This window comes from Pseudomonas sp. P1_A1, assembly GCF_056406935.1.
In genome coordinates this window covers 370,001-386,692 of sequence record NZ_JBFTZE010000004.1, presented here as the reverse complement: position 1 = coordinate 386,692, position 16,692 = coordinate 370,001, and the positions used below count along the sequence as shown (strand labels likewise).

General features: G+C 59.3%; 13 protein-coding genes. 7 read left to right on the top strand and 6 right to left on the bottom strand.

Going from position 1 to position 16,692, the window contains the following annotated elements:
* Positions 1-48: 48 nt before the first annotated feature.
* Together AC1D2Q_RS08730 and treR are read right to left on the bottom strand one after the other, a co-directional pair.
* Positions 49-3,096 carry a membrane-targeted effector domain-containing toxin gene (locus AC1D2Q_RS08730; protein ID WP_477812937.1) on the bottom strand — a complete coding sequence of 1,016 codons (3,048 nt, stop codon included), beginning with the start codon at positions 3,094-3,096 and terminating at the stop codon, positions 49-51.
* 99 nt (positions 3,097-3,195) lie between these two features.
* Entirely contained in the window at positions 3,196-3,900 is a 705-nt protein-coding gene (gene treR / locus AC1D2Q_RS08725; RefSeq protein WP_064620099.1) for a trehalose operon repressor, read from the bottom strand.
* Between the two features lie 236 nt (positions 3,901-4,136).
* On the opposite strand from treR, the gene treP reads away from it, so the two are divergent.
* From treP to tadA, 7 genes are all read left to right on the top strand, one after another.
* Positions 4,137-5,579 (top strand): PTS system trehalose-specific EIIBC component, encoded by a 1,443-nt coding sequence (gene treP / locus AC1D2Q_RS08720; RefSeq protein ID WP_477812936.1) that lies wholly within the window; start codon positions 4,137-4,139, stop codon positions 5,577-5,579.
* Between the two features lie 76 nt (positions 5,580-5,655).
* Positions 5,656-7,305, top strand: a complete 1,650-nt coding sequence (treC, locus tag AC1D2Q_RS08715; RefSeq protein WP_477812935.1) for an alpha,alpha-phosphotrehalase — start codon at positions 5,656-5,658, stop codon at positions 7,303-7,305.
* Between the two features lie 93 nt (positions 7,306-7,398).
* On the top strand, positions 7,399-8,622 hold the full coding sequence (locus AC1D2Q_RS08710) for a carbohydrate porin (RefSeq protein ID WP_477812934.1): 1,224 nt from the start codon (positions 7,399-7,401) through the stop codon (positions 8,620-8,622).
* Positions 8,623-8,763: 141 nt separating this feature from the next.
* Positions 8,764-11,292: a phosphoenolpyruvate--protein phosphotransferase gene (gene ptsP / locus AC1D2Q_RS08705; RefSeq protein WP_477812933.1), complete on the top strand. Its 2,529-nt coding sequence runs from the start codon at positions 8,764-8,766 to the stop codon at positions 11,290-11,292.
* A 2-nt stretch (positions 11,293-11,294) separates the two neighbouring features.
* Positions 11,295-11,585 carry a PTS sugar transporter subunit IIB gene (locus AC1D2Q_RS08700; protein ID WP_477812932.1) on the top strand — a complete coding sequence of 97 codons (291 nt, stop codon included), beginning with the start codon at positions 11,295-11,297 and terminating at the stop codon, positions 11,583-11,585.
* A 212-nt stretch (positions 11,586-11,797) separates the two neighbouring features.
* On the top strand, positions 11,798-13,174 hold the full coding sequence (locus AC1D2Q_RS08695) for a multicopper oxidase family protein (protein ID WP_477812931.1): 1,377 nt from the start codon (positions 11,798-11,800) through the stop codon (positions 13,172-13,174).
* The gene (gene tadA, locus AC1D2Q_RS08690) at positions 13,174-13,668 is read left to right on the top strand and encodes a tRNA adenosine(34) deaminase TadA (protein ID WP_477812930.1); all 495 of its coding nucleotides are present in this window, start codon (positions 13,174-13,176) and stop codon (positions 13,666-13,668) included. The genes AC1D2Q_RS08695 and tadA overlap by 1 nt, the downstream gene beginning before the upstream one ends.
* A gap of 84 nt (positions 13,669-13,752) precedes the next feature.
* Here the strand turns inward: tadA and cmoB are convergent, their stop codons facing one another.
* From cmoB to AC1D2Q_RS08670, 4 genes are all read right to left on the bottom strand, one after another.
* Complete coding sequence (gene cmoB / locus AC1D2Q_RS08685) at positions 13,753-14,709, bottom strand: tRNA 5-methoxyuridine(34)/uridine 5-oxyacetic acid(34) synthase CmoB (protein ID WP_477812929.1); 957 nt, start codon at positions 14,707-14,709, stop codon at positions 13,753-13,755.
* Complete coding sequence (cmoA, locus tag AC1D2Q_RS08680; RefSeq protein WP_019647788.1) at positions 14,706-15,485, bottom strand: carboxy-S-adenosyl-L-methionine synthase CmoA; 780 nt, start codon at positions 15,483-15,485, stop codon at positions 14,706-14,708. The genes cmoB and cmoA overlap by 4 nt, the downstream gene beginning before the upstream one ends.
* A 156-nt stretch (positions 15,486-15,641) precedes the next feature.
* On the bottom strand, positions 15,642-16,283 hold the full coding sequence (locus tag AC1D2Q_RS08675) for a lysoplasmalogenase (protein WP_477812928.1): 642 nt from the start codon (positions 16,281-16,283) through the stop codon (positions 15,642-15,644).
* Positions 16,284-16,285: 2 nt separating this feature from the next.
* A complete protein-coding gene (locus AC1D2Q_RS08670; protein ID WP_477812927.1) occupies positions 16,286-16,678 on the bottom strand; it encodes a protease inhibitor I42 family protein in 393 nt (130 codons plus the stop codon).
* Positions 16,679-16,692: the final 14 nt, after the last annotated feature.

Sequence of the window (16,692 nt, the reverse complement as noted above, 5' to 3'; positions counted from 1 at the left end):
TGAATGTGAGTTCACGGGGCCTTTTGCGTATCGCGGTACGGTGTTTTCCTACACTGGCAAGCGTCCTTCGAGTTTCATGCCCATGCGGGTGAGCGCGTGGGAAAGGCTGATCAGGTTGGGGTAGGTTTTTTGATGGATGTCAGTCCAGGCGGGGCGATTGACCAGGTATTGCCCATCGGCCGTTCGTTCAACCAGAGTCTCTGTGATCAGGCCGGTTCTGCTGCGATGGATCAATGTCCAGGTTCCGTCAGATTCCTTGAAAGTGAACATTCCCTGGCGGAACAGCAGTTGAGCGATTTCGTCCGTGGTTCGTTGCAGCATGGGCATCGGCACTTGCAGGTTGATATCGGCATACAAGGTGTCGAACTCTCCATGAAAGTTAACGGGGGGCGGGCTGGCATTGCGGCCCACCTCTATGCCGTGGTCTATCTCTATATGCAGGCTGCGCTCGGGAAGTACTTCCTCGATACGCAAGCCGATACCGCCATTCATTTCACTGAGGCCGGCAATGCCTCTAAAGGTATTGGTGTTTTCCTGGCCCGTCAGCACGACCCATTTACCTGATCTGCCAAGCGCTTCATTGGCACGCATGATCGTGGTGGTGAGGTAGTTTTTTATGGATTGTTCCTGAACATCAATCAAGGACGATTCTGGATATCGGTAACTTGCCAGACAGTCGGTCGCCTGGATCCGGATACCGTTCTCGCGAGCCACCTTGACGACCTCAAGAGGGGTGAACTGCCCGGCAGGATCGCTTTGTAACTGTTTCAAATACTTTTCGAGCATGCCGTCCATCTTTGCGCTTCTGCCGAAAATATTCAGATCCATTTGATTGAAGTCATTGAGCAGGCGATGCATATAGATCGTCTTGACGCCTTGCCTGGCCAACGTCTGCATGTTCTCGATAAGGAACCGCATGCTGGCAATACGATCCTGGCTTTCTCCAATCACTAATCCCGGCGAAGCATCGAATATTTCCTGAATGAGTTCCGGGACAGTCATCGACGGCGTGATGACGGGCTGTACCGGACGTGCCGGTAATGAGGCAAAAAAGTTTTCTTTGGAGAAGAAAGCACGAGCATCTCTCAATAGAGCTGTGCGATGTCCCGCGACGAACTCTTCATAGGGTGTCACCCCTTGTATGCGTCCGTTGGGGAGGTTGATTATTTTTATGTGCGTTTCTTTCTTACCTAGCCCCAGGAAGTTGAGCGACCGCCCATTGGAGGTGTCGTACTTCGTCGAGGGCACGCGAAATGCTTCCGGTGGTCGGACATGGTCGGGAAAGCGAGAAGGACCCGGAACAGCGGCGAGGTCGTCTTTGCCACCACCCTTCAAACCGGATTTCGGCGTCAACTCCCACTCGCCATCGGCGTTCAAACGCACGGGTATCGATCCTGAGGAAGCGTGAGGGTTTGCCGGGTCGATGATGGCCCAGGTGCCACCGCCATTGATGTCGGTTTCGTAACGCACGTAATAGGCTGCGTCGTTCATCATGATGGCAGTCGAGGGGGTGGAGTTGAGCGAGTAGATGCCCTGGAACTTGCCGCTGGTGGCAAGTGGTGCCTCGCTTTCCAGAATCTCGTTACTTTGCCAGTGCTCCGGTACTTCAAGGTTCTGTGCCGGCTCCGGCTTCAGCGGGATGAACTCTTGAATTTGAGTAACTGCGTTCTCTGAACCGTCGGACACCTCCGGTCCTTGCGCACTGATCGGCTCAGCAGGATTGGTGGCCTCCCGCAGCCTGGCCATTTCGGCAGCTTCGGCGGCCTCGGCCGAAGCGCCGACCTCCTCCAGAACATCGACCTCCTTGAGCAGCGGCAGGTTGAACAGAAGGTTGATGCCAGCCAGTACGGCGCCTTTTACGCCGGCCTTGCGCTCCGCCACCGTTTTGCCGTTCACGGCCTTGTCGATGTTCAAGCCCATTGAAGCGATGCTGGCGCCAATCACCGGCAGTGCAATCGGCCAGCCGAGCAGCGCCAGCGGCCCGAAGACGTGCAGGCCGGCGCTCAGGTAACCCAGCCACATGCCTTTACGCAGTTGTCCGTTGGTCACCAGAGACAGATCGGCCTCTTGCGACATTGCGCTCTGCACATTACGGCTCAACCAGGAAAACGCGTCACCGCTGATGGTGATGTTTTTTTGATTGATCAGATGGTGATCGTATTTGCCCCACGTGCCCACCAACTGGTTCATCAGGGGCGTAATGTTGTCGTGGATCTCCTGACGCACCGACAGCGGGAAGTGGGTCATGAATTCGGTATAACGCGCGTCATCATTCATTTGCAGCAGGATCCACCAATGCATGTCCGTCAACGTCGGGTGCACGTGGAACGCTTCTGTGGCCCCCGGGACATAGGTGATTTGCCGTCCGCTACCGTCATCGATACGCAGAATATCCGTGGCGACATGCCCGGCGACGTCCAGGGCGCACACCCGCAGATCGGTTGGTGCAGAGGTTTGCGCTCGCAAGGTCTCCTGGGAGATCGGCCAGCATTTGTCAGCGGCGACGGCCCGGATGACGGTCTGAAATTCTTGCTCCTGCAGCGTACCGTTTTCCCGTGCCTCGACGGCTTTACTCAGATAGTTGCATTTGGCCAGGGTCCGGTAGTCATCGAAATGCGCGCTCCAGTAGGTGTTCAGCTTGTCCCGGTAACGGTCGCTGAAGGTCTCGTGCCAGAAATCCTTGAGCACTGCGCTGGGGTACATCCGCACTTCGTTGGTTTCGTTGTAAATGCTGGCGGTTGCGTCGGCGGTGTAAAACCCGCCATAACAGTCCAGCTGATCGAAATAGTCCTGATCAGTGACGTAGTACCGATGAATCACCAGCTGCGTCAGGGTCATTGACTGACTGGGTTTAGGGTAGTGCTCCCAACCCAGGAAGGCCTGGGTGCTGCTGGCCGTGACATTGCCAAAACGATGCCACCAGACCTGATCCGGATCCAGGTCGGTAATGCCGTGTTTTTTCAGGATTTCTGTGGCCATCACATGGGCTTCTTCGTGCAAATCGGGACAGGCAGTCACGATGACGGGCGCGATGGTCAGAAGGTGTTGTTTGTTTGCGGTCTCGGGCAGCGTTTCACTTGTTTGATCGGTAGGCATGTTCTCGCTCCTTGAGAAATGGGCTGAGAGGATTGCCCATTTGCTCAAGGGAAGTGCACTACATAGTTATGTACAAACACGATTCCGGAACGTGTAGGGTCAGCGCCGTGCCACATCCGAAAAGTAGAACTTGTCGAGGGTATGCCGCGATTCGGTGTACTCGAACTGGCGGCCGTCCTGCAGGAAGGTCTGGTTACTGACCACGATCACATGGCTCTGGCCGTCGAGGTCCAGGTGTTGTTGGTCATCCTTGCTCCGGGGCACCGCTTCGATGGTGCGTTGGGCGTAAGCGATTTGCAGTTGCAGGGTCTGTTCGATGAAGGCGTAGATCGATTGCTCGGCAATGTCGCGGGTCAGGCCGGGAATCACGTCGCTGACGAAATGGTTGATGTCCAGGATCACCCGTTTGCCGTCGATCCGCCGTACGCGTTTGATCCGCGTGATCAGGCTGCCTTCTTCAGCCTTGATGTGGTCGAGCAGCGGGCCTTCGAGGGGGATTTGTGTGAACTCGACTACCTCGGTGCTGACGTCGTTGCCCAGTCGCGGGTAAGTCTCCTGGAAGCTGACGATGCCGCCGAGCTGAAACTCGATCGGGTTGGTCGACAGCACGAAGGTGCCTTTGCCGTGGACTTTCTGGGCGAAACCGCGCTCCTGCAATTGCTCGATGGCCTTGCGCACGGTGCCGCGACTGGCCTGGTAGCTGTCCATCAATTCGGTTTCGGAAGGCAACCGGGCGCCGCGTTCCAGACGTTCGGTGGTGATGCTGGCAAGCAGATCGCTGTAGATCTGGTTGTATTTACTCATGGGGATGGCTCTGTGCCGCGCTGTGCTCAAGGTTTTGAACCTTAAGGGCAGGGTAGGGGTTTGTCCATGCGGGTTTAGGTTTCTTTGACTTCGGAGGTAGGAAAAATCGCCGTTGGTCGGGTTCAGGATAAACAAAATCAAACTCGTCTGTACGAGTTGTTGCTTTAACTCGTACAGACGAGTACTTTTCGCTTCGGCGTGCTGCCAAAAACAAAAAACTACAGCGGAAGAAAAGCATGAGCCACGATTATCCGAACATCGCCAGCGAGCTGCTGCAAAGCCTCGGTGGCAGCGACAACCTCGAGCAGGCCGCGCACTGCGTCACACGCCTGCGCCTGGCCCTCAAGGACCCGAGCCTGGTCGACAGCGCCACGCTGAACCGGATCGATCTGGTCAAGGGTTCGTTCTATACCGGCGGCCTGTTCCAGGTGGTGATCGGCCCCGGCGAAGTGGAAAAGGTCTACGCCGAACTGCGCCGTCAAACCGGTCTGGCGGCTGCAACCATCGCCGACGTCAAACAAAAAAGCGCCGACAAGATCAACGCCATGCAGCGACTGGTGCGGGTGTTCTCCGACGTGTTCATGCCGATCCTGCCGGCGTTGATCATTGCGGGGCTGTTGATGGGCATCAACAACCTGATTGGCGCCAAGGGCATGTTCATTGAGGGCAAGACCCTGCTGGACGCCTATCCGACGCTTGACGGGCTCTGGAGCCTGATCAACCTGATGGCCAACACGTCCTTCGTGTTCCTCCCGGCGCTGGTGGGCTGGTCGGCGGCCAAGCGCTTTGGCGGCAGCGAAATCCTCGGCATTGTGCTCGGCCTGATGCTGGTGCACCCGGATCTGCTCAACGCCTGGAACTACGGCAAAGCGGTGGCCGGGCTTGAGGGGCAGAGCCTGCCGTACTTCGACATCCTCGGTGTGTTCCAGATCGAGAAAGTCGGTTATCRGGGCCAGATCCTGCCGATCCTGCTGGCGGCCTATGTGATGAGCGTCATCGAAAAGTGGTTGCGGGCACGGGTGCCGAACGCCATTCAACTGCTGGTGGTACCGATCACCACCATCGTCGTCACCGGTGTGCTGGCGCTGGCGGTAATTGGTCCCGTGACCCGCCATCTGGGGATTCTCATCACCGAAGGCGTCGTCACTCTGTTCGACCTGGCGCCGATGGTTGGCGGGGCGATTTTCGGCCTGCTCTACGCACCACTGGTGATCACCGGCATGCACCACATGTTTCTCGCGGTCGACCTGCAACTGATCTCCACCCAGGGCGGCACCTTCATCTGGCCGATGATCGTCATGTCCAACCTCGCCCAGGGCAGCGCGGCACTGGGGGTGTTCTACATGACCCGCAGTGTGCGGGACAAAAGCATGGCCTCGACCTCGGCGATTTCTGCCTACTTCGGCATCACCGAACCGGCGATGTTCGGGGTCAACCTGCGCTACAAGTTTCCGTTCTATGCGGCCCTGATCGGCTCGGCCTTGGGCTGCATCTTCCTGTCGCTGAACAAGGTCCAGGCCTCGGCGATCGGCGTTGGCGGCTTGCCCGGTTTCATCTCGATCATCCCGCAGTTCATCCCGATGTTCGTGATCGGGATGGTGATTGCCATGGTCGTGCCATTTGTTTTGACCTGCGGGTTGAGTATGAAGATTGTCCGGCCTGGGTATCGGGTCGCCTGATAGATCGCATTCGTCCGTAGGAGCAGCCTTCGGCAGCTCCTACAGGGCCAGTAAATATTCAAGAGGGAATTGCGCCATGCAAGACTGGCAACATTCGGTGATCTACCAGATCTACCCGAAGAGTTTTCACAGCCACGCCGGCAACCCCACGGGGGATTTGCTCGGCGTCGTGGCCAAGCTCGATTACCTGCACTGGCTGGGTGTCGATTGCCTGTGGATTACGCCGTTCCTGCGTTCGCCCCAGCGCGACAACGGTTACGACATCAGCGATTACTACGCCATCGACCCGAGCTACGGGACCATGGCCGATTGCGAATTGCTGATCGCCGAAGCCGCCAAGCGCGGGATCAAGCTGATGCTCGACATCGTGGTCAACCACACCTCGATCGAACACACCTGGTTCCAGCAGGCCCGCAGCAGCCTCGATAGCCCTTACCGCGACTTCTATATCTGGCGCGACCAGCCGAACAACTGGGAATCCAAGTTCGGCGGTTCGGCTTGGGAGTACGAAGCCCAGACCGGTCAGTATTACCTGCACTTGTTCGACCACACGCAGGCCGACCTGAACTGGGACAACCCCAAGGTGCGCGCTGAAGTCTTCAAGATGATGCGGTTCTGGCGCGACAAAGGTGTGGGCGGTTTCCGTCTGGATGTGATCAACCTGATTTCCAAACCGGCGGATTTCCCTGAGGACAACACTGACGGTCGACGCTTTTACACCGATGGCCCGAACGTCCACGAATACTTGCAGCAGATGCACCGCGAAGTGTTCGAAGGTCATGACCTGATCAACGTCGGCGAGATGTCGTCCACCAGTCTGGAACACTGCATTCGCTACTCGCGGCCGGAGTCGAAAGAGCTGTCGATGACCTTCAACTTTCATCACTTGAAGGTTGATTACCCGAACCTGCAAAAGTGGATTCGCGCCGATTTCGATTTCCTCGAGCTCAAGCGCATCCTCTCCGACTGGCAGACCGGCATGCAGGCCGGCGGTGGCTGGAACGCGCTGTTCTGGTGTAACCACGACCAGCCGCGGGTGGTTTCGCGGTTTGGTGATGACGGCGAGCATCGGGTAGTGTCGGCGAAGATGCTCGGCACCGCGCTGCATTTCCTCCAGGGCACGCCGTTTGTGTATCAAGGCGAAGAACTGGGCATGACCAATCCGGGGTTCGATCACATCGATCAGTATCGCGATGTCGAGACTCTGAACATCTTCCGGCTCAAGCGCGAGGCCGGTGCAAGCGACGCCGACAACATGGCGGCGATCATGCAGAAGTCCCGGGACAACAGTCGCACGCCGATGCACTGGAGCGCCGGACCGAACGCCGGTTTCAGCGCTGTCGAACCGTGGATCGGGGTGCCGGCCAATGCCGCGCAAATCAACGTCGCCCACCAACTCGACGACCCGGATTCGGTGCTGCATCACTACCGTCAGCTGATTGCCCTGCGCCGCAGTGAAGCGCTGATGTCCGATGGTGTGTACCGACAGTTGTTGCCTGAACACCCGCAAATCTGGGCGTACGTGCGTGAAGGCAATGGTGAGCGTTTGCTGGTGCTGAATAACTTTTATGGCACACCGTGCGAAGTTGAACTGCCGCCGGAGGTGATCAGCGAAGCGATGGCACAACGTCTGGTGATCAGCAATTACCCGGACTGTCCGCCACGACATCGGCAGGTCTTTTTACGGCCCTATGAGTCGTTCGTTCTGCACCTGGCCAACATTTAAAAGCACTGTTTCGAACAACACGCAGAACACTGCGCGGGGGAGTTTTGCGCGCCGGTTTTGCTGCATCACACAATAAAAATAATGAGGTGGTTCTTGAAAACAACAATAAATCGCAGTCTTGTAGCGGCGGGCGTGTGCCTGGCATTACCACTGTCAGCCCAGGCGCTGGAATTCGCCGGCTACTTGCGCAGCGGCGTCGGGACCTCGGTTAACAGCGGTAAACAGCAGTGTTTTCAACTGCCGGGAGCGCAGACCAAATACCGCTTGGGTAACGAATGTGAGCAGTACGCTGAACTTGAATTGCGCCAGGATCTGTACACCCTGGACGATGGTTCGGTGCTCAGCGTCGACGGCATGGCATCGCTGTATAACCAGTACGACAAGGGCCTGACGTTCAATGGTGACAACGGCTCGGTGCGCATGCCGCAGATGTACGCGCAATGGTCGAACATGCCCAGCCTCAATGGTGGTTCGCTGTGGGCCGGTCGGCGTTACTACAAACGTAACGACATCCATATTTCCGACTTCTACTACTGGAACCAGAGCGCCACCGGCGGCGGTATCGAAGACGTGCTGATCGGCGATCTGAAGTACAGCTACGCCTTCTCGCGCAAGGACAACCTGTACCAGAAGGACTACATCAACCGTCACGATTTCAACGTCGCCGGCTTCAACACCAACCCTGGCGGTGAGTTGGAGTTCGGTTTGAGTTACATCGATAAACCCGACAGTCGCGACGCTCACCGTGGCTGGGCGATCACCACCCAGCATGTGCAGAAGGGCTTTCTGGGCGGCAAGAACAAACTGGCCTTTCAGTACGGCGAAGGCCCCGGCACCGGGTTGGGCTATACCGGTAACGTGAAGCTGGACGACAGCAGCAAAAGCTACCGGGTGGTGGAGTTCTTCGACTGGCAAGTGACACCGCGTTTCGGCGGGCAGGTCGAGGCGGTCTATCAGAAGGACATTCGCCCGGACGGCGCCGACCAGAACTGGATTTCCCTCGGGATTCGCCCGGCCTATGCGATTACCGAGCAGTTCAAACTGGTGACCGAGCTGGGTCACGATCAAGTTGAAGCCACGGGTGGCACACGCAAGCTGAGCAAGTTCACCTTCGCTCCGACCTGGTCGCCCAAGGGGCCGGAATTCTGGGCGCGCCCCGAGGTGCGTCTGTATTACACCTATGCCAGCTGGAACGAGGCAGCCAAACGGGCGGCCAATGAACTGGCAGCGGGTTCGGCGTTGTCCGACACGGGCGCCTTCGGCACGGCGCGACACGGTTCGAACGTCGGATTGCAGGTCGAGTATTGGTGGAAATAAACGCATAACCCTGTAGGAGCTACCGAAGGCTGCGATCTTTTGATCTTCGACAGTCTCAAGGACGCCAAAAGATCGCAGCCTTCGGCAGCTCCTACGGGTATCGCAAGCGTCTTTCAAAAGAACAAAACAGCAGGTGACGTCATGGCCACATCCCAACAATTGCAGCTGCATGCGCCACTGTCCGGCGTATTGATGCCTTTGGACCTTGTCCCCGACCCGGTATTTTCCAGTCGGGTGATCGGCAATGGCCTGTGCATCGATCCAACTTCAACGACCTTGTGCGCGCCGCTGGCCGGGGTGGTCAGCAATGTGCAGGCCAGTGGGCATGCGATCAGCATCACCGACGACAACGGCGTGCAGGTGTTGATGCACATTGGCCTCGACACGGTGAATCTGGCGGGCAAGGGTTTCACCCGGTTGGTGGAGGAGGGCGAGAAGGTTGATGTCGGCCAGTCGCTGATCGAGTTCGATGCCGATTTTGTCGCGTTGAACGCCCGCAGCCTGCTGACGTTGATGCTGGTGGTCAGCGGTGAGCCGTTCACGTGGCTGGTGCCCGAATCGGGCATGGTGGGCTGCGGCCAGCCGTTGTTGGGTGTGCACACCACAGGGCAACCGGCGGATGAAGTGAGCGCGGAGGAAGGCGAGGCGCTGTTCTCCAAACCGGTGACCCTGGCCAACCCGAACGGCTTGCATGCGCGTCCGGCCGCAGTGTTTGCCCAGGCCGCCAAAAGATTTTCAGCGAGTATTTACCTGCATAAAAAGCAGGACAGCGTGAACGCGAAATCCCTGGTGGCGATCATGACATTACAGACCGCTCACGGTGACGTGGTGCAAGTCAGCGCGGCGGGTCCGGATGCTGAAGAGGCGATCAAGACCCTGGCCGAGTTGTTGGCGTCGGGCTGCGGTGAAGCGGTGACGCCGCCGGTTGAGGTGAGCGAGATCGAGGCTTTATCGCTGAAGGTGCTGCGTGGGGTTTGCGCATCGGCCGGATCAGCGTTTGGCCAAGTGGTGCAGATCACCGAACAGAAACTGGAGGTCATTGAACTCGGCACCACACCGCAGGCTGAGCGCGATCATTTGGCCCGGGGCTTGGCCGAGGCACTGGCGGCCCTGCAACAGTTGCGCGACAACGCCGTTGGCGACGCGCAGGCGGACATCTTCAAGGCGCATCAGGAACTGCTCGAAGACCCGAGTTTGCTGGAAGTGGCTCAGGTGCTGATCAACGAAGGCAAAAGCGCAGCGTTCGCCTGGCGCGCGGCCACCGAGTCGACGGCCACCCTGTTCAAAAGCATGGGCAATGCCCTGTTGGCCGAGCGTGCGGCAGACTTGGCGGATGTCGGTCAGCGGGTGCTTAAACAGATTCTGGGTGTGCAGGATCATGCAATCGATTTGCCGGAAAGCGCGATCCTGATCGCCGAACAACTGACACCGTCCCAGACCGCCGGACTCGATACCCGCAAGGTGCTGGGTTTCGCCACGGTCGGCGGTGGCGCCACCAGCCATGTCGCAATCCTGGCCCGTGCCGCAGGCTTGCCGGCGATCTGCGGCCTGCCGATTCAAGTGTTGGCGCTGGCCGATGGCACACAGGTGTTGCTCGATGCGGACAAGGGCGAGTTGCAGCTTGATCCGGATCTGGCGGCCATCGAACAACTGCGAGCCAACCGTCAGCAACAACAGAAACGCCATCAACATGAACTGGCCCATACCACGCTCGCCGCATGCACCCGCGACGGTCATCACATCGAAGTGACGGCCAACGTCGCCTCGCTGAGCGAAACCGAACAAGCAGTAACTTTGGGCGGCGAGGGCGTCGGTCTGTTGCGTTCGGAGTTTCTCTATCTGGATCGCAACCACGCGCCGAGCCATGACGAGCAGGCCTCCACCTACAGCGCTATCGCCCGCGCCTTGGGGCCGACGCGCAATCTGGTGGTGCGCACCCTGGATGTCGGCGGTGACAAACCGTTGGCCTACGTGCCGATGGAGCGCGAAACCAACCCGTTCCTGGGCATGCGCGGCATTCGTTTGTGCCTGGAGCGTCCGCAGTTGTTGCGCGATCAGTTCAAGGCGATTTTGAGCAGCGCCGGGCTGGCTCGCCTGCACATCATGCTGCCGATGGTCACGCAGTTGTCGGAATTGCGCCTGGCCCGTCAGCTGCTTGAAGAGGAAGCGCTGGCAGCAGGGCTCACAGAACTGCCGAAACTGGGGATCATGATCGAAGTTCCGGCAGCGGCGCTGATGGCGGATCTGTTTGCGCCCGAGGTGGATTTCTTCTCCATTGGCACCAACGACCTGACCCAATACACCTTGGCCATGGACCGCGATCACCCGCGACTGGCCAGTCAGGCTGATAGCTTTCATCCATCGGTGCTGCGCTTGATCGCCGGTACTGTGAAAGCTGCCCATGCCCATGGCAAATGGGTCGGTGTGTGCGGTGCCCTGGCTTCGGAACATCTGGCGGTGCCGTTGTTGCTGGGGCTTGGCGTGGATGAGTTGTCGGTGAGCGTGCCGCTGATTCCGGCGATCAAGGCGGCGGTTCGCGAAGTGGACCTGCTGGACTGTCAGGCCATCGCCCAGCAAGTGCTGGGGCTGGAAAGTGCCGGGCAAGTGCGCGAGGCATTACGCCTGCACCACGAGGCCACGGTCGATACTTCACTGGTTCTGGAGAACTGAGCATGTTCGAGAAAATGCAGCGGGCGTTCTGGAAAGCGTTGACCCCGGACCTGGTGGTGGATGAGCCGAAAGTAGTGGCTCAGCCTGTTTCGGGGTTGGCCGCGAATGTCGTGGCCGCCCTGGGCGGTGTGGATAACCTCAAATCCCATCAGCCGGTGGCGCTGACGCGAATGCGGGTGGAATTACGGGATGTGGCGCGGATGGATCGGCAGGCGTTGACGGCGGCGGGGGTGGCAGGTGTCATGATGCTGGACGGTGGGGTTGTTCACCTTTTGTTAGGGCTCGGGAGGTAAGCAAGCCCCAAAAGATCGCAGCCTTCGGCAGCTCCTACAGGGGGTACGCCGATCAACTGTAGGAGCTGCCGAAGGCTGCGATCTTTTAAAGGCCCACACCGCGAACTGCGTCCATCCGCCGCGTTGCCCTTACTGTTTCTCATCCGCAGGTGTATCGTATTCGCCTTTTGCAGGCACCGCGCCTGTGGCTGATACGTGAGGTAGTTGAGTTCATGTCCTTTACCCGTCGACAAATACTCGGTGGTCTGGCCGGTCTTGTGGTGGTTGGCGTGGGGGCCGGTGGCGCGTCGCGTTACTGGCTGGGCAAGATGGCCGACGCTGAGGCCGGCCATGACTATGAGCTGATCGCCGCACCGCTGGACGTCGAACTGGTGGCCGGGCACAAGACCCAGGCCTGGGCGTTCGGCCCATCGGCGCCGGGCACTGAATTGCGCGTACGTCAGGGCGAATGGCTGCGGGTGCGCTTCATCAACCACCTGCCGGTGGCGACCACCATTCACTGGCACGGTATCCGCCTGCCGCTGGAAATGGACGGAGTGCCCTACGTGTCGCAATTGCCGGTGCTGCCGGGCGAGTACTTCGACTACAAATTCCGCGTGCCCGACGCCGGCAGCTATTGGTATCACCCGCACGTGAACAGCAGCGAAGAGCTTGGTCGCGGTCTGGTCGGTCCGCTGATCATCGAAGAGCGCGAGCCCACCGGTTTCAAGTACGAAAAGACCTTGAGCCTCAAGAGCTGGCATGTCGATGAAGAAGGCGCTTTCGTGCCGTTCAGCATTCCTCGTGAAGCGGCCCGTGGCGGTACGGCCGGGCGCCTGTCGACCATCAATGGCGTCTCGCAAGCGGTGATCGACTTGCCTGCCGGGCAGATCACCCGCGTACGCCTGCTCAACCTCGACAACACCCTGACTTATCGCCTCAACATCCCCGGCGTCGAAGCGCAGATCTATGCGCTGGATGGTAATCCCATCGAACCGCGCCCACTGGGCAAGGAATACTGGCTCGGCCCGGGCATGCGCATTTGCCTGGCCATCAAGGCTCCGCCGGCCGGCGAAGAACTGTCCTTGCGCAACGGTCCGGTACGCCTGGGCACCTTGCGCTCAGTGGCCAATACCGACGCGCCGACCGAGTGGCCGCCGGCACTGCCCGCCAACCCGGTGGCCGAGCCAGACCTGGCCAATGCCGAGAAACTCAACTTCAATTTTGAATGGGTGGGTTCGGTGTCGGTCAACGTCGACAATGGCAAGCCGCCCAGCCTGTGGCAGATCAACGGTAAGGCTTGGGACATCACCGACAAGACCTGTGCCGACCGACCGATTGCCAAGCTCGAAAAGGGCAAAAGCTATATTTTCGAATTGAAGAACATGACTCAGTATCAGCACCCGATCCATTTGCATGGCATGAGCTTCAAAGTCATTGCCTCGAACCGGCACAAGGTTATCCCGTATTTCACCGACACTTACCTGTTGGGCAAGAACGAGCGCGCGCAAGTGGCGCTGGTGGCGGATAACCCGGGCGTCTGGATGTTCCACTGCCATGTGATCGACCACATGGAAACCGGCCTGATGGCCGCCATCGAGGTGGCGTGATGCGGCAGATACGCCCCGCAGCGATTATCGACCGCAGCCGTGATCGTGATTTCATGCGCGAAGCCCTGGCCCTCGCCGCCCAAGGCGCGGCGCTGGGTGAAGTGCCGGTGGGTGCTGTGCTGGTGCAGGACGGTGAAATCATCGGGCGCGGTTTCAATTGCCCGATCAGCGGCAATGACCCCAGCGCCCACGCCGAGATGGTCGCGATCCGCGCCGCCGCCCAGGCCGCCAGCAACTATCGCCTGCCGGGCAGTACGCTATACGTGACGCTGGAGCCGTGCAGCATGTGCGCCGGGCTGATCGTGCATTCGCGGATTGCACGGGTGGTGTATGGCGCGCTGGAGCCCAAGGCCGGAATTGTGCAGAGCCAGGGGCAGTTTTTTAGCCAGGGCTTTCTCAATCATCGGGTGTTGGTCGAAGGCGGGATTTTGGCCGAAGAGTGTGGCGCGGTATTGAGCGAGTTTTTCAAGGCCCGGAGAGCAAGTCGAGAGTGATATCGAAAAGATCGCAGCCTTCGGCAGCGCCTACAGAGGTACGCGATTCCTGTAGGCGCTGCCGAAGGCTGCGATCTTTTGCATTTACTTGCGAGCGACTATTACGGTACGCATCGGCGCCGGCAGCCCTTCGATCGTTTTGCTGTGATCATCCGGATCAAGGAAATCGCTCAACGACTGATACTTCATCCATTCCGTCCCGCGTTGTTCCTCGACCGTGGTCATGCTCACATCCACGCAACGCACATCGCTGAACCCGGCGCGACGCAGCCATAGCTCCAGCGCCGGCACCGACGGCAGGAACCAGACATTGCGCATCTGTGCGTAACGGTCTTCCGGCACCAATACCTGCTGTTGATCGCCTTCGATCACCAGCGTCTCCAGCACCAGTTCACCGCCCTTGACCAGGCAATCCTTCAGCGCCAGCAAATGCTCGATCGGCGAACGGCGGTGGTAAAACACGCCCATGGAAAACACGGTGTCGAACCCTTCCAGATTCGGCGGCAGGTCTTCAAAAGGGAACGGCAAGTGCCAGGCATTGGGCTCGGACAGGTAACGCTGCACCGCCTGGAACTGGCAGAAGAACAACCAGTTGGGGTCGACGCCGATTACGCTGTCGGCCCCGGCGCCGAGCATGCGCCACATGTAATAGCCGTTGCCGCAGCCGACATCGAGGATGCGTTTGCCCTTCAGGTCCAGATGTGGAGCCACCCGGGACCACTTCCAGTCCGAGCGCCATTCGGTGTCGACATGCACGCCGAACAGGTCAAACGGCCCTTTACGCCAAGGTGACAAGCCCATCAGCGCGGTGCGCATTTGCGCGCGGGTTTCATCGTCGCAATCGGTGTCCAGCTTAAGGCCGTTCAACAAGTCGACTTCGCTCGGCTGGATCTTCGGCAACGCATCCAGAGCGCTCTGCCAGCGCTCCAGATCGCCGTGACCTTTTTCCATTTTCTTGTCGAGTTGCACTTGCAGGGTGTTGGCCCATTCGGCCAGCGGAGTACCGGCCAGACGGCGGGCGAGGGGGGACAAATCAATCATGGCAAGGCAATCAACGAGGCAAAGTTAAGACACTGGAACCACGGCACGACTTTCGAGAACCCGGCGGCCAACAGGCGTTCGCGGTGTTCTTCGAGGCTGTCGGGCTTCATGACGTTTTCGATGGCACTGCGCTTCTGGGCGATTTCCAGTTCGCTGTAGCCATTGGCGCGTTTGAAGGCCACGTGCAGGTCAGTGAGCAGCGCGTGTTCTTCGGGGTCATTGAAGCGCAGCTTCTCCGAGAGAATCAGCGCGCCACCGGGCAACAACGATTGGCGGATGCGCGCGAGCAGCGCGGTGCGCTGGTCCGGGGCGATGAATTGCAGGGTGAAGTTCAGTGCCACCACCGAGGCTGGCTGAAATTCCAGGGCAAGGATGTCGCCTTCGATCACTTCCACCGGCAGCAACTCCTGGAACATCGAGTCCTGGCCGTTGAGGTATTCGCGGCAACGCTCGACCATGGCCGCGGAGTTATCCACAGCAATGACGCGGCAGCCGTCGGTGCGCACGTGGCGGCGCAAGGCCTGGGTCACGGCGCCCAGCGACGAACCCAAATCGTAGAGCACGCTGTTTGGCTGAGCGAATTGTGCGGCGAGCACGCCGAGGTTTTCAACGATGGTCGGATAACCCGGCACCGAGCGCTTGATCATGTCCGGGAATACCCGCACCACGTCCTCGTTAAAGGCGAAGTCAGGCACCTGGGCCAAAGGCTGGGCGAAAAGGCGATCGGATTCTTTGCTCACGGCGGTTCCAGCGGCGTAGGTGGAAAAGGCCGGCATTTTAGCCAAGTTGGCGCGGGGATGCGCGGGTTGTCTGATAAACCGGCAAATCAAAAGATCGCAGCCTTCGGCGACTCCAACATTGATCGTGTTCGTCGCGATATATGCGGATGAACACGCCCCTGTAGGAGCTGCCGAAGGCTGCGATCTTTTTTCTCAGGTTGAACGCGGTTTCTGGGGGAACGCCGACGCCGCAATCCCCCATTGCCCCAGCCAGTAACTCAGAATGATCACGTAAGGCGCGGCATGAAATGGCATCACAAACCGGTTAATGCCAATCACGCTGTCAGAAAACACAAACGCCACCGCGCCCGCCGCTGCCAGCAGCGCCGAGCGTTTGGGCACATCGGTGCCGAGTCGGGCCAGGGCGCGCCAGAGCATGGCGCTGATGGCCAGACCATAGACGATCACCGGGATCAGCAGCGGCCCCAAGCCATTGGAAATCAGAATCCCCAGCAGCACGGCACCCACGCCAAAGGCGAGGATCAGCGGCAACACAGCCAGACGCCGGCAATCGCTCAAATAGGCCTTCAGATACGCCAGATGCGCGAGCAAAAATGCTCCAAGGCCAAACACGAACAAGTCTTGCGGCCATGCCAGCAACACGTCGCCGACCAAGGAGAAAATCAAACCCAGGCTGATCCAGCGCCGATACTCGCTGGGCGGTGCATCGTGCAACCAGCCGAGCAGGGCCAGCACAGGCATCGGTTTGACCAGCAGGCAGAGCAGCGCGGCATGCACGCTCAGGCCATACACAAAGGTCACCGCACCCATCAGCGCCAGAATCAGCCAGCCCACGATCAGTTAACTGCGATGGCACAGTCGAAGGTTTGCACCGCCGGTACTTCCGGTGCCCACGGTTGTGAGTAAGTCAGCCGCAGGCGGCCAGTGCCGGTGGCGAAGGCCTGGAAGCGCCAGGTCGAGACGCCGGCACTGCCGACGATCCCGGCGTCTTCCGGGTTGCTGTAAACCTCGGGGCTGAGCGCCCGCAACACACCACCGGCTGAATCCTGGATCGCCCAGCGGTAACCCGTGGTCGGGTTGCTTGGCAGCGTCAGGATCAGGGTTTGCCCGTTGTGCAGTTTCGCCGGGCATTCGCTTTGTTTTTCCACGGTCAGGTTCTGTTTCGGTTGCGAGGCGCAAGCGCTCAGCAGAGCAAGGGCGAGGGGGACTAACAGGCGAGTGGGGGACATAGGATCAGCGACTC

What these genes read in the sequence shown, in the direction of transcription:
- AC1D2Q_RS08700 (WP_477812932.1), top strand. Translation starts at nt 11,295, where the DNA reads ATGTTCGAGAAAATGCAGCGGGCGTTCTGGAAAGCGTTGACCCCGGAC.
- AC1D2Q_RS08730 (WP_477812937.1), bottom strand. Translation starts at nt 3,096, where the DNA reads ATGCCTACCGATCAAACAAGTGAAACGCTGCCCGAGACCGCAAACAAA.
- cmoB (WP_477812929.1), bottom strand. Translation starts at nt 14,709, where the DNA reads ATGATTGATTTGTCCCCCCTCGCCCGCCGTCTGGCCGGTACTCCGCTG.
- treC (WP_477812935.1), top strand. Translation starts at nt 5,656, where the DNA reads ATGCAAGACTGGCAACATTCGGTGATCTACCAGATCTACCCGAAGAGT.
- cmoA (WP_019647788.1), bottom strand. Translation starts at nt 15,485, where the DNA reads ATGCCGGCCTTTTCCACCTACGCCGCTGGAACCGCCGTGAGCAAAGAA.
- treR (WP_064620099.1), bottom strand. Translation starts at nt 3,900, where the DNA reads ATGAGTAAATACAACCAGATCTACAGCGATCTGCTTGCCAGCATCACC.
- ptsP (WP_477812933.1), top strand. Translation starts at nt 8,764, where the DNA reads ATGGCCACATCCCAACAATTGCAGCTGCATGCGCCACTGTCCGGCGTA.
- AC1D2Q_RS08670 (WP_477812927.1), bottom strand. Translation starts at nt 16,678, where the DNA reads ATGTCCCCCACTCGCCTGTTAGTCCCCCTCGCCCTTGCTCTGCTGAGC.
- AC1D2Q_RS08695 (WP_477812931.1), top strand. Translation starts at nt 11,798, where the DNA reads ATGTCCTTTACCCGTCGACAAATACTCGGTGGTCTGGCCGGTCTTGTG.
- tadA (WP_477812930.1), top strand. Translation starts at nt 13,174, where the DNA reads ATGCGGCAGATACGCCCCGCAGCGATTATCGACCGCAGCCGTGATCGT.